General features: G+C 44.8%; 11 protein-coding genes, 1 tRNA gene and 1 rRNA gene. 9 read left to right on the top strand and 4 right to left on the bottom strand.

Going from position 1 to position 11952, the window contains the following annotated elements:
- Positions 1-251 precede the first annotated feature (251 nt).
- The 4 genes from rrf (at position 252) to BW947_RS05985 (ending at position 1437) form a co-directional block, all read left to right on the top strand.
- Positions 252-367: ribosomal RNA gene (gene rrf, locus BW947_RS06000) — 5S ribosomal RNA — on the top strand.
- A 36-nt stretch (positions 368-403) separates the two neighbouring features.
- Positions 404-480 (top strand) — tRNA-Asp (locus tag BW947_RS05995).
- 224 nt (positions 481-704) lie between these two features.
- Entirely contained in the window at positions 705-959 is a 255-nt protein-coding gene (locus BW947_RS05990) for a YkgJ family cysteine cluster protein (protein WP_076497485.1), read from the top strand.
- Positions 960-981: 22 nt separating this feature from the next.
- Positions 982-1437: an Rrf2 family transcriptional regulator gene (locus BW947_RS05985; protein ID WP_076497484.1), complete on the top strand. Its 456-nt coding sequence runs from the start codon at positions 982-984 to the stop codon at positions 1435-1437.
- Here the strand turns inward: BW947_RS05985 and BW947_RS05980 are convergent.
- The 3 genes from BW947_RS05980 to gpmM form a co-directional block, all read right to left on the bottom strand.
- A complete protein-coding gene (locus BW947_RS05980; RefSeq protein ID WP_076497482.1) occupies positions 1412-2167 on the bottom strand; it encodes a divergent polysaccharide deacetylase family protein in 756 nt (251 codons plus the stop codon). The genes BW947_RS05985 and BW947_RS05980 overlap by 26 nt on opposite strands.
- A 250-nt stretch (positions 2168-2417) precedes the next feature.
- The gene (locus BW947_RS05975; protein WP_076497480.1) at positions 2418-3551 is read right to left on the bottom strand and encodes a murein hydrolase activator EnvC family protein; all 1134 of its coding nucleotides are present in this window, start codon (positions 3549-3551) and stop codon (positions 2418-2420) included.
- A gap of 10 nt (positions 3552-3561) precedes the next feature.
- Positions 3562-5106, bottom strand: coding sequence for a 2,3-bisphosphoglycerate-independent phosphoglycerate mutase (gpmM, locus tag BW947_RS05970; RefSeq protein ID WP_076497478.1), 1545 nt, complete (start codon positions 5104-5106; stop codon positions 3562-3564).
- A gap of 266 nt (positions 5107-5372) precedes the next feature.
- Here gpmM and BW947_RS05965 point away from each other — a divergent pair, with 266 nt between their 5' ends.
- The 5 genes from BW947_RS05965 to BW947_RS05945 all read left to right on the top strand — a co-directional run bounded on the left by BW947_RS05965 (position 5373) and on the right by BW947_RS05945 (position 10531).
- Positions 5373-5807 (top strand): rhodanese-like domain-containing protein, encoded by a 435-nt coding sequence (locus BW947_RS05965; protein WP_076497523.1) that lies wholly within the window; start codon positions 5373-5375, stop codon positions 5805-5807.
- Positions 5808-6098: 291 nt separating this feature from the next.
- The gene (gene secB / locus BW947_RS05960) at positions 6099-6584 is read left to right on the top strand and encodes a protein-export chaperone SecB (protein ID WP_076497476.1); all 486 of its coding nucleotides are present in this window, start codon (positions 6099-6101) and stop codon (positions 6582-6584) included.
- Positions 6585-6588: 4 nt separating this feature from the next.
- Positions 6589-7605 carry an NAD(P)H-dependent glycerol-3-phosphate dehydrogenase gene (gene gpsA / locus BW947_RS05955; protein ID WP_076497474.1) on the top strand — a complete coding sequence of 339 codons (1017 nt, stop codon included), beginning with the start codon at positions 6589-6591 and terminating at the stop codon, positions 7603-7605.
- Positions 7606-7843: 238 nt separating this feature from the next.
- Positions 7844-9028 carry a BaiN/RdsA family NAD(P)/FAD-dependent oxidoreductase gene (locus tag BW947_RS05950; RefSeq protein WP_076497522.1) on the top strand — a complete coding sequence of 395 codons (1185 nt, stop codon included), beginning with the start codon at positions 7844-7846 and terminating at the stop codon, positions 9026-9028.
- 483 nt (positions 9029-9511) lie between these two features.
- Entirely contained in the window at positions 9512-10531 is a 1020-nt protein-coding gene (locus BW947_RS05945) for a Fic family protein (protein ID WP_244153232.1), read from the top strand.
- Between the two features lie 55 nt (positions 10532-10586).
- On the opposite strand, the gene BW947_RS05940 is transcribed toward BW947_RS05945, so the two are convergent.
- The gene (locus BW947_RS05940; protein ID WP_076497472.1) at positions 10587-11951 is read right to left on the bottom strand and encodes a TrkH family potassium uptake protein; all 1365 of its coding nucleotides are present in this window, start codon (positions 11949-11951) and stop codon (positions 10587-10589) included.
- Between the last annotated feature and the right edge of the window lies 1 nt (position 11952).

Genomic DNA, 11952 nt, shown 5'->3' with positions numbered 1-11952 from the left:
TAGGCATGGTGTGTAAGCGTTGTGAGGCGTTGAGCTAACATGTACTAATGACTCGAGAGGCTTAACCATACAACCCAGATGGGTTTTATATGGCCTTAGACGAATAGTGACACTTAATGAAGTGGTCATAAAATGCTGCTGCATTTATGACATCAAGTACATCGTTGTATTTGTCGAACTCAAGCAAGAAATCAGCTTTCCGAATTATTATTAACGTGGTCTCAAAGAGACACGGTAATAAACAGAATTTGCTTGGTGACAATAGCCTTGTGGAACCACCTGATCCCATCCCGAACTCAGCAGTGAAACGCAAACGCGCCGATGGTAGTGTGGGGTCTCCCCATGTGAAAGTAGGTCATCGCCAAGCGCCTAATTTAGGTTAATGTGTAAGCGTTAACTTAAAGGAGCGGTAGTTCAGTTGGTTAGAATACCGGCCTGTCACGCCGGGGGTCGCGGGTTCGAGTCCCGTCCGCTCCGCCAACATAAAGAGATAAGCCTCATCGAAAGATGAGGCTTTTTTCGTTATGTTTTTTAATAACAAATTTACCTATTTATCCGATGTTTATGTCGGTTTATGTCGTATATCAAAGGTATCATCTTTATAAACAGCTTATCTGTTTCGTGAGCCTCAGTAGTATTGACCCACGCCACAGATCTTAGGCTAATTAAGCGTTATAATGCCCCATATTTTGTGAGTAGTGTAAATGAATTGTCGTCTTGGATGCGGTGCTTGCTGTATCGCACCTTCAATCAGTAGCAAAATTCCTGGTATGCCTGACGGTAAGGCCGCTGGCGAGCGTTGTGTACAGCTGAGTGATGCCAATTTATGTTTGATTTTCGGCTCACCTGATCGCCCAGCTGTTTGCAGTGATTTTGATGCATCAGTAGATGTATGTGGTCATACGAACGATGAGGCACTTTGGTTGCTTAGCCAACTCGAATCTCAAACAGCTCATTAAGTTTATCGCGGACAGGTGAAATATGCAGTTAACTCGTTATACCGATTTTGGCGTTCGAACCTTAATGTATTTGGCTATTCAGCCAGATAGGACTACTTTATTTAGAATTGCTGAGATTACGCAGGTATTTGATTTATCTCCAAATCATATTTCTAAGATCGTACATCATTTAGGGAAGTTGGGTTATCTTGAAACCATTCGCGGTAAAATGGGCGGTTTTCGTTTAGGTAAGCCTGCGACTGAAATTAATCTGGGTCAGTTAGTGCGAGTGTTAGAAAACTCGTTAGCGCCGATTGATTGCAGTAAGCCTTACTGTCGATTCACACCAGCATGTAAGTTGAAAGGTGTGCTTGCCCAAGCGGTTGATGCCTATTTGAATGTACTCGATCAATATACTCTACTGGATATTGTGAGTAATCGTGATGAATTACTTACTCTGTTGCCGGATTTATCTATCTCAGTGTTGCAGTTGGATTAGTCCCTCCGGCTGGTGAAATATCGATAGAGAGTAAGCTTGATGCTGGCACCAGATCAATCCCTTCTATTTCTAGCCTTTGTAGATTAGCTTTAAGGAAGCGTATTGTTTCTGGATAAGGGTGTGCAATCGCCACGAGATTACCTTCTGTATGTGCTTGACTGATCATTACGCTAAATTGTTTTTCGAGTGCACTGGCACTGGTATCATTGTCTAAAAAAAGTTGGCGTTTTAGCAAAGGAACGCCTAATTGATCTGCTTTATCTCCCGCCTTAGTGAATCGTGTTGTCATACTATCGACAAAATACAGCTGTTTTTGTTTAAGGGTTTCCATAATCCATAACATGGGATCGTCGAGCTGTGTTAGTAGGCTACCCATATGATTATTCACGCCTTTAGCGAAAGGGACACTGTCAATTGCATCAATAACAGTGTCGCGAATTTGTGCCTCACTCATAGTATTGGTTAATCCGCCCAGCCCTAATGTTTTGCCGTTCAGTGCTTGCATGGGTAAATGCAGCATAATTTCATGGCCTTTTTCATGGGCAGTCTTGGCGAGCTGTTTACCCAGTGGTGTGTGAGGTAATACTGAGAGTGTCACCGTACTCGGTAACGCTAATACAGTTTCATCACTATGACGATACCCAATGTCATCAATAATTAGGGCAATTTGAGCGGCATAACTTTGAGAGGTACTTAGGGTTAATAGGAGTAATGAATAAAATAAACGCACAATGTCTTCTTATTAGTCATGATGCTATATCAATACTCATATTAAAAACTAAGCCATTTTGAGTGATAGCATGGGCTGATAGGGTATCGATTATAGCGATAATTTTATTGCCTGAACCCGTTGTTTAAATTGACTTAGATATTTGCATTAACGGGGTTAGCTATAAAGCTAAAAGATTAGGCCCGTAACTGAGCCTAATCCGACGCTATTGATAAAGTGTCCGCACACCTGTGGTGATAGGAAATACCGACTAGCGGCAGTATCTCGCTGGATCGACGGCTTTGCCTTTGTGTCTTATTTCGAAGTATAAGCCTGGCTCACTTTGCCCACCTGAGCGTCCGACTAAAGCTATCTCCTCACCCGTTTTAACCATGTCGCCAGGTTTTCTTAATAGGGTTTGGGCATGGCCATAAAGGCTCATATAACCCTTACCATGGTCGATAACCATCACTAAACCAAAACCGCGTAACCAGTCAGCATAAATAACCTTACCACCGGATACTGCACGAATATTTTGTCCCTCAGGCGCAGATAGCATGGTGCCTTTCCACACCACTTGGCCTGAGCGTTGGCTGCCAAAGCCTGCACTGACACGACCCTTAGTAGGCCATTTGAGTTTGCCACTTTGTTTACCAAAACCTTCCATGGATGGATTATCTTTCATCGCCCGCAACGCTTGCTCAACGACACGCTTTAAGCTGGCCTCTTCAATTTGCATCTGTTCAAGCTCAGCCCCCTTAGAGTTTAAGGTTCGTTGTAACTCATTAATGGTTAGTTGACGCTGATTTTGCTCTTGGCTCAGGCGTTTAGCTTGTACTTGCTGATCGCTCATAAGCTGAGTTAACTGTTGTTGTTTACTCGTTTGTGTAACCTTGATTTCATCTAGCTCAGTCAAGGTTTGCTTTAATTCATTAATCGACTTCATCCGCGCTTTGTTGAGGTATTGGTAATAGGCCAACATACGCTCGATAGTGGCAGGACTTTGTTGATTGAGTACCATCTTAGTGTAATCATGGTTACCGGCAAGGTAGGCGCTAGATAACTGTTTAGATAGCGTTTTCTGCTGCGTAACCTTAAGAACTTCTAATTCATCTTGGCGTGTTTTTAACTCTGCGAGTGTCGTGTCTATCTGCGCTAAATTATTTTTAGTGCTGTTGACCTTTTTAGCCGCAGACGCAATAGCCTCTTCATCGCTTCGTAGCAATGACAGTAATTTTTCTCTTTGTTTATCGGTAGTTTTTAACGCATTTTTTTGTTTATTTATTTGCGTTTGGATTGATTTCAACTCGGACTGACGCTTCGATAAATCAGAAGCGTTTGCCGAAAAACATAACATCATAAAGCCAGCAATAATGCTGGCTTTAACAAGGAGTCGAATGCTCACTAGGTAACGGTTACTCTTTAATGTGGATTAAGGGCTTACCTGTCATCTCTGCTGGAATGGCTTCGCCTATCAAGTTCAAGATGGTCGGTGCAACGTCGCTTAGCTTACCACCGGTATCGATAGTTGCATCGCGTCCCACAAAGATAAATGGCACTAATTCACTGGTGTGCGCTGTGTGCGCCTGACCTGTAGTTTCATCGGTCATTTGCTCGGCGTTGCCGTGGTCGGCAGTAATAATGCATTCACCGCCTACTTTTTCCAGCGCATCAACCACACGTCCAATACACGCATCGACGGCTTCACAAGCTTTTACCGCGGCGTCAAAATTACCCGTGTGGCCAACCATGTCGCCATTAGGGTAGTTGCAAATGATCACGTCGTACTTGGTCGACTCAATCGCCGCCACTAACTTGTCGGTCAGCTCGGCTGAACTCATCTCAGGTTGTAGATCGTAAGTCGCGACTTTAGGTGAGTTGATTAGAATGCGATCTTCACCTTTAAATGGCTCTTCTTTACCGCCGTTGAAGAAGAAAGTCACATGGGCATATTTTTCTGTTTCAGAGATGCGCAGTTGAGTGCGGCCTTGCTTTTCAAGCACTTCACCTAAGGTATTCACTAGGTTTTCAGAGGGGTAAGCGATAGGTGCTGTGATGTCGCCAGCGTACTCAGTCAAAGTGACAAAGTGCATTTTAGGCACGACAGCGCGCTCAAAACCATCAAAGTCGGGGTTAATAAAGCTACGGGTAATTTGACGGGCACGGTCGGCACGGAAATTCATAAATATCAGTGCATCGCCATCTTGCAAGGTCGTAACTTGACCGTCGGCATCAGTAATGGCTGATGAAGAGACGAATTCGTCGTTCTCGTTACGCTCGTAGGCCGCTTCTAATGCAGTAACGGCGTTGTCGAATTGGAACTTTGCCTTACCTTGGGTGATTAAATCGTAGGCTTGCGACACGCGATCCCAACGGTTATCTCTGTCCATTGCAAAGTAACGACCAATAATCGATGCAATGCGGCCATGACCTAATGTAGTAAACAGATCATCAAAATGGCTCAAGCTGCTCTTAGCACTGCGTGGTGGTGTATCGCGGCCATCGAGGAAAGCGTGCAAATAAACCTTAGTCGCACCGCGAGCAACTGCCATACGGCACATTGCTTCGATATGCTCTTCATGGCTGTGTACGCCACCGGCAGAAAGTAGCCCCATAATGTGCACCGCACCGTCGGCTTTAATCGCTGAGTCTATTGCATCACATAGGACTGCGTTTTTCTCAAACTCATGATCAGCAATGGCTTTACTAATGCGAGTGAGTTCTTGATAAACCACACGGCCAGAGCCTAAGTTAATGTGGCCAACTTCAGAGTTACCCATTTGACCATCAGGTAAGCCAACATCTAAACCAGAACCTGAAATCAAACTGTGGGGATATTGAGCATTGAGACGGTCGAGTACAGGAGTCTTTGCGTGAAAAATCGCATTGTTATGCGTGTTTTCTCGGTAGCCCCAGCCATCGAGGATCAACAACGCGAGTGGACGTTTAGCTGTCGTCATGGTGATTCCTTAAGTTTTATAGAAGCGATAGAAATCTGAAATTGGTTAAATATTACTACGTTAGTGGGGGATGAAAAAGCGCTTTACCCCGATTAAGGTCATCGAATGGCTAATTCGTTCGATTAGCGGGCCTGCTTGTGGCAAACACAGAGATAATTGCGCTAAAAGTGCGAGCTGGAACTGTGACTAAACTGCTGCAATCTGCCAAGGCAATCGGTATACTCTGTGCCCTTATCGAATTTTCGCCATTTATGCGGGCAATCATCATGCAAGAATATATCGAATTTTTTAAAGCTCACTCAATGTTAAGTCTAGCTTGGGTGGGATTATTTGTTGTGCTCGTTGCGAGTCTCATCAAATCAAGCATGTCAAAAATAAAAAATATTTCCCATCAAGAATTGACGATTATGGTCAACAGACAAGATGCAAAAGTGGTTGATGTGCGTTCGAACGACGAGTTCCGCAAGGGCCATATTGTTGATGCACTTAACGTTACGCTAGCGGATATTAAAAATAATCAGATATCGGCCCTTGAAAAGTATAAAGCCAGTCCCATTATATTAGTATGCAATGCTGGCATGACCTCGTCTCAAGCCGCTCAGCTTTTGGGTCAGCAAGGTTTTGAAAACCTGTATAACTTAAAAGGTGGTATGGGTGAATGGCAGGCAGCTAATATGCCTGTTTCAAAAAGCAAAAGATAAGTTGTCGGCGGCATTGATAATTTAAACTGCATGTTATTTTGGATATCGCAGTATTGAATCATCAATGTTTGGCATACTGATCCTACAGTGACTAATGGCTTAAATAAGTTGTTGGACAGGTTTGATCGATACCCGAATCTGGGTACAAATTGGCATGATACTAAGCACTAATACAGTTCTTGGATAAGATAAGCCACGAGCCAATTTATATTTAAGTAATAATTGGCTTTCAAATAATAATTGGCTTTCAACGAAAAGCTGAAACAACATTGATAGGATAAGTAGGAAATTATGGCTGAAGTAGCAAACAACGAACAACAAGCCCCACAATTCAATATCCAACGTGTTTACACTAAAGATGTGTCTTTCGAAACACCTAACAGCCCTGCGGTATTCCAAAAAGAATGGAACCCAGAAGTTAAGTTAGATTTAGACACTCGCAGCGCTAAGCTAGCTGATGACGTGTATGAAGTTATCCTGTCTTTAACTGTGACGGCACAAAATGAAGGCGAAACTGCTTTCCTATGTGAAGTACAGCAAGCGGGTATCTTCTCTATCACAGGTCTGACTGAGCCACAATTGGCCCACTCATTAGGCGCATATTGCCCTAACATCCTATTCCCATATGCTCGCGAAACCGTGGGCAGCTTAGTCGGTCGTGGTACTTTCCCACAACTTAACTTAGCACCAGTTAACTTCGATGCGCTGTTTGCTCAATATGTGCAGCAACGCCAAACCGCTGCGACTGCACCAGCGACTGAAGAAGCTAACGCTTAATCACATGAAAAATACTGCTGATATCACGGTATTAGGGGCGGGCTCTTATGGCACCGCCCTTGCCATTTCTTTGGCTAGCAATGGTCATAAGACCTTGTTATGGGGGCATAACCCTGCCCACATGCAAACGCTGGCGCAAGATAGATGTAACCAAGCATTTTTGCCAGGCATTGCATTCCCTGAATGTCTACACATCGAAGCCGATTTAGCGACCGCCTTAGCTGCCAGTAACAATGTGTTAGTGGTAGTGCCAAGCCATGTGTTTGGCACTGTGCTAAAACAAGCTCAACCTTTGCTCCGTAGTGATGCACGCATTGTATGGGCGACGAAGGGGCTTGAGCCTGAAACCGGACGTTTGTTGCAAGATGTGGCCCGTGATGTCTTAGGTGAGCAATATCCGCTAGCGGTGTTATCTGGGCCAACATTTGCGAAAGAATTGGCCATGGGATTACCAACTGCTATTGCAGTTGCAGGCACTTGCCCTAAGTTTACCCACGAATTAATTGAACTATTACATAGTCCAAAACATTTGCGGGTTTACGCCAACGACGACTTTACCGGCATCCAACTGGGTGGCGCAGTAAAGAACGTAATCGCGATTGGTGCGGGCATGTCCGACGGTATCGGCTTTGGTGCCAATGCCAGAACAGCCCTGATCACCCGTGGTTTAGTCGAATTAACGCGTTTAGGCGAAGCCTTAGGGGCCAATGCGGCCACCTTTATGGGAATGGCGGGATTAGGCGACTTAGTGTTGACCTGTACCGACAACCAATCCCGTAACCGTCGTTTCGGTTTAGCTTTAGGTAAAGGCAGCGATGTGATGACAGCGCAGGCTGAAATCGGCCAAGTAGTTGAAGGTTATCGCAATACCAAAGAAGTGTTTACGCTTGCTAAACGTCTTGGGGTTGAAATGCCAATCACTGAGCAAATTTACCAAGTCTTGTACCAAGGTAAATCGCCCGTCGATGCTGCTAAAGAATTGCTCAGCAGAGAGAAAAAATCAGAAACGCCGACGCAATAAACCGCGAGCCGTGATGATGCTGAATAAAAGAAAGGGTGCTAAAATAGCGCCCTTTTTTATGCACGGAAGTATTTATCCCCGGTCGCCAGGGATGGTGAAAGAGGGGATTTGTGCCTAACGTTTGAGCTTATCCTTGCTCCGTTTAGCTGTTGTATGACTTGCTTGCTAAATGTTCGCGAGTCATCAAATTGCCCGTTGGCAGCCAATATCAATCAATTTATCTGTGTGGAGTAATAGCGTGAAACATCATGATGTCATTATTATCGGAGCCGGCGCCGCGGGGTTAATGTGTGCAGCGACATCGGGTTACCGAGGCCGTGATGTACTCGTACTGGATAATGCCAAGCAAGCTGGGCGTAAAATTCTCATCAGCGGCGGCGGGCGTTGTAACTTCACTAACCTTAAAGTCGAGCCCGCTAACTTCCTCTGTGGTAATCCCCACTTTGTTAAGTCGGCACTGGCGCGTTATCCGTCGCAGCAGTTTATTGAACTGGTCGAGCGTCACGGCATTGAATACCACGAACGCGATCACGGCCAACTGTTCTGTAATGACTCGGCCAAAGAGATAGTCACTATGCTACTGACCGAGTGTGAATGGGCGGGCGTGACGATTAAGTTGCGCACCGATATTCTGGCCGTTAAAAAGACCGAGGCAGGGCGCTTTGAGCTCAACACTTCTAACGGCGAACTGAGCTGCGACTCACTAGTTATCGCCACGGGCGGCTTATCCATGCCTAAACTCGGCGCCACACCTTACGGTTATCAACTGGCCGAGCAGTTTGGCCTCAAAGTATTACCCACTTACGCAGGTCTGGTGCCTTTTACATGGCACAGTGAAGATAAAATTCGCTTCGAGCCTTTGTCGGGCATAGCCGTACCGAGCCGAATTACCGCCAAAGATGGCACTGCGTTCAGCGAAGCGTTGCTATTCACCCACCGCGGCTTATCAGGCCCCGCAATTTTGCAGATATCTAATTATTGGAAAGCGGGCGAAACCATAGAAATCGATCTCTTGCCGAATATGGATTTGGCGCAATTGCTGGAGCAACAGCTCGCCGCGCACCCTAAGCAAAGCCTGCGTAATACGCTCAGCCAGTGGTTACCTAAACGTTTGGTTGAAGTGCTATTCGATGAGGCCTTGCTAAACAAAGCCTTAAACCAGTTAGTGCACGTCGAGCGCGCAAAATTGGTCGATGATATACACCGCTGGACATTATTGATGAACGGCACCGAAGGCTACCGCACCGCCGAAGTGACTTTGGGTGGTATTGATAGTAATGAATTGTCATCCAAAACCATGGAAGCCAGCAAAGTCGCAGGACTCTACTTTATTGGTGAAGTAATTGATGTAAGTGGTTGGTTAGGCGGGTTTAATTTTCAATTTGCTTGGTCGTCTGGCGTCGCCGCAGGGCAAGCGGTGTAGCTGTATAGATGAAATTGCAACTAAGACAAACTTTTTTTGGGAGATGACTTTTAGTGATATGGATAATTAATAGAGGATTCTAATCGTTATCCTTTCACTAGACACCACACCGTTAACTCCACAACTCCTGCACAGTTTTCACCCTTGGATTCGCGAGGAAGTAGGCGAGTGTCTGTGGCTCAAGGCGACCCATGAACATCCTAAATTAAGAAGCTACAGCGATTGAATGACCATAACATTGCGCAAGGCGGCTGATTTTTAAGCATTAGTCAGTGGTTAACAAACTTATCAATGAGTTGAACTAGATAGATTTAATGTATAGAAAACTTGAAAAACTATACATGTTTTCTCTGTCATGTATAATTTTTGAGGAAAACTATATGTATTGAATCTCTTAAGTATAAAAAAGAGTGGAATTTATCTATGTTAAACTTGCTGGCCTTGCTTCCTCTTCCCAACATTGAATAGTGGGAAACTCGTTCAGTGCTAAAAAAAACCGCCGAAGCGCATCGCTATTTGGCTGAACTTAAAGGTGTTGCTGCCAGCATTCCAAACGAAGCGATTTTAATCAATACGTTGGCACTACAAGAGGCAAAAGACAGTTCAGAGGTTGAGAATATTGTCACTACGCACGATGAACTTTATAAGGCCAATTTATTTGAAGAGGCTATTACTAACCCTTCCACCAAAGAAGTCCAAGATTATGCCTTTGCTTTAAAGCAAGGGTTTCATATTGCGCGGCAAAACAAATTGATCCGCCTTAGCGATATTCTTGCGATACAGCAAAATCTAGAGCACAACAACGCAGGGCTGCGCAAGTTACCAGGCACTGATCTTAAGAATGCTCGAACAGGTGAAGTCATTTATATACCGCCACAGCATGCAGATGACATTGCTGAGTTCATGGACAATCTTATTCTGTTTATCAACAATGACGACCTGTGTGATGCCGATCCGTTAGTAAAAATGGCTATTATTCATCATCAATTTGAAAGTATTCACCCCTTCTATGATGGTAATGGTCGAACGGGGCGGATATTGAATATTCTGTATTTGGTCATTAAAGATTTACTTAACTTGCCAGTATTGTATTTAAGCCGTTTTATTATTCAGCATAAGGCTGACTATTACGCAAACTTGCAAGCGGTAAGAGATACAGGTAACTGGGAGCCATGGCTGCTGTTTATGCTTGATGGCATTATCGACACTGCGCAAAATACCATTTCACTGATCACCGAAATGAAAACGTTAATGACCAACGTCAAACAAGGTATCCGTGAGCATCTTCCAAAAATCTATAGTCAAGATTTACTCAACAATTTGTTTAATCATCCCTATACCAAAATTGACTTTTTAGTCGAAGAATTAGGGGTGACGCGTATTACCGCTACTAAGTATTTAGAGCAACTGGTCGAGTGCGGATTTTTAACGAAACAAAAAGTGGGGCGCGCTAATTATTACATTAACACCCCCTTGTGCCAGTTGCTGATCGCCCATAGCTAAACGGATTGTAACTATGGTGTTTTGTGCCGTTCCTGCGACCATCCAATCCATCTATTTACCCAATCGCCAGTTTGGTTTCTGCGTAGCGCAGTTTTTTCATCCTTGGATTCGCGAGGAAATAGGCGAGCATCAGTGGGCCGAGGCGACCCATGAACATCATAAAGATAATGATGGCTTGGCCTAAAGTGGTTAAGTTACCTGTTAAACCGCGGGACAAACCGACAGTGCCCAGTGCGGATATGGCCTCAAAGACGATATCGATTAATGGCGCTTTCTCGCTTAATACCAGCGTGAAAATGGCTAGCCAAGATACGACTAGAGAGATGATAGTCAGTGCTAAGGCTTTGCTGACAGTATCTTTGGGGATCTCGCGCTTAAATACATAGATGGCTTCGTCGCGACGTAAATAACCATAAGTGGCCAAAATCAGCACCATAAAGGTGACGACTTTAATGCCGCTGGCGGTGCTTAATGAGCCGCCGCCGATAAACATCAGCACGAGTATGAGCAAGGTGCTGGCGTCTTCGAGTTGGTTAATCGCTAGGGTATTAAAGCCTGCGGTGCGCGGTGTAACGGCTTGAAACCATGAGGCTAACCATTTGCCGAGTTCGCTTAAGGGCGCCAAGGTGTTGGGGTTGTTGTACTCAATAAAGTAAAGCGCAATCACAGCGACCGCGTTGATGATAATAGTGCCGGTGATCATCATGCGGCTGTAAACGCTGAGTTTTGACCAACGTTTGTTCCTACGCAGATCTATCCACACCGAAAATCCTAAACCACCGATAATAAGCAAAGCTGTGATCGTTAGATTGATAACGGGATCGGCTACGTAAGGCATCAGGCTGTCGGCACTGAGGGCAAAACCTGCGTTATTAAAGGCACTAATTGTATAGAAAAAACCGTGGAATAAGCTGGTTTTCCAGCCAAGTTCATGGCTCCAATGCGCTGATAAAATCAGCATGCCTATGGCTTCAACCAGCAGCGAAAATACTAATACTGCTTTTGCGGTTGAGACTAATGTTGATGTATCGGTTTGATTAAAAGCCTCTTTTGCGACTGTTTGTTGTAGAAAGCCAATCTTACCGCCAAGGGCGATAAGGGTGACAATGGCAAAGGTCATCAGCCCCAGCCCGCCGCATTGGATTAGCAGTGCAATGACGATTTGACCAAAGGGCGTAAAAACGCTGCCAGTATCTACAACAACCAGTCCTGTTACTGTGACTGCTGAGGTTGCCGTGAACAGGCTTTGTAGCCAAGTAATCGGTGATTCAGTCGCTATCGGCAGTTTGAGTAAACACATGCCGAGCATGATCAACAGGGCAAAACTGATGCTTAAAATAAACGGCGGCGCACCTAAAAGCTTTTTGCCCGCTTTAGGTTTGTGCTCAATTGCCGTGATTGAGGGATGCCATTGAACCACC

The sequence above is a fragment of the Shewanella morhuae genome (assembly GCF_900156405.1).
In the GTDB taxonomy this organism is placed as follows: Bacteria; Pseudomonadota; Gammaproteobacteria; order Enterobacterales; family Shewanellaceae; genus Shewanella; species Shewanella morhuae.
The sequence above is the reverse complement of the archived record's forward strand: the minus strand, read 5'-3'. Positions and strand labels throughout refer to the sequence as shown.

Bases quoted from the DNA above. Each gene is read 5' to 3' on its own strand.
- gpsA (WP_076497474.1), top strand. From the start codon at position 6,589: ATGAAAAATACTGCTGATATCACGGTATTAGGGGCGGGCTCTTATGGC.
- BW947_RS05990 (WP_076497485.1), top strand. From the start codon at position 705: ATGAATTGTCGTCTTGGATGCGGTGCTTGCTGTATCGCACCTTCAATC.
- gpmM (WP_076497478.1), bottom strand. From the start codon at position 5,106: ATGACGACAGCTAAACGTCCACTCGCGTTGTTGATCCTCGATGGCTGG.
- secB (WP_076497476.1), top strand. From the start codon at position 6,099: ATGGCTGAAGTAGCAAACAACGAACAACAAGCCCCACAATTCAATATC.
- BW947_RS05985 (WP_076497484.1), top strand. From the start codon at position 982: ATGCAGTTAACTCGTTATACCGATTTTGGCGTTCGAACCTTAATGTAT.
- BW947_RS05965 (WP_076497523.1), top strand. From the start codon at position 5,373: ATGCAAGAATATATCGAATTTTTTAAAGCTCACTCAATGTTAAGTCTA.